Genomic DNA, 627 nt, shown 5'->3' with positions numbered 1-627 from the left:
CCTCGAACAGGTCACGGTTCACGACGCCGGCCTCGTCGACGATCGCCAGCACATAGTCCAGACCCTCGGCGGCGGCAGGGGAAGCCGGATATACAGCGAACGACGAGTCGGTCGCCGGAATGTACAGGCGGTCCTTGAACACCTGGCAGCGTTCAGCCAACTCCGGGGACAACTCCACCATGCGACGGGCTGCAGAGAACGCCAGACCTGCCTGGCGCTCGTCGACAGCGAAGATCACCACGTTCGCGCCATCGCCCCAACAGAAGAACACGTACAAGGCGATCGCCGCATTCAACGTCGTCTTCCCTGATCCGCGAGGAAGCATCAGACCGACCGTGCGAGCACCCGAGTCGAGAACATCCTCGGCGATCTCCACCTGCCACGGACGCAGGTGCAGCTTCCCGCGAGCATTCGTGCCCTTCGGTACCCGCAAGAACTTGTCAGCGAACGCCAGGAACCGTTCCGATTCCACCGTTGACCTGGGACGGAACGGCAACGGGGCATCACTGACCGCAGCCTTCGGACCCGCCTTCAAACCGGTTCACCCCCGTCCTTAATGGGAATCATTGTCAAGTGTAACGCCTCCTGTGCCTTGCCTTCGGGTGCCGGTCCGCTTCGTCTTTGGTC

General features: G+C 62.4%; 1 protein-coding gene. It reads right to left on the bottom strand.

Annotation, left to right across the window (positions count from 1 at the left end; all coding sequences use genetic code 11):
• Positions 1-472, bottom strand: a 472-nt coding sequence (locus AAFO60_RS20830; RefSeq protein ID WP_347958149.1) for a terminase large subunit domain-containing protein, incomplete at its 3' end; no start/stop codon positions are given.
• Between the last annotated feature and the right edge of the window lie 155 nt (positions 473-627).

Source organism: Gordonia aichiensis, assembly GCF_039946255.1.
Taxonomy (GTDB): domain Bacteria; phylum Actinomycetota; class Actinomycetes; order Mycobacteriales; family Mycobacteriaceae; genus Gordonia; species Gordonia aichiensis_A.
The sequence above is the reverse complement of the archived record's forward strand: the minus strand, read 5'-3'. Positions and strand labels throughout refer to the sequence as shown.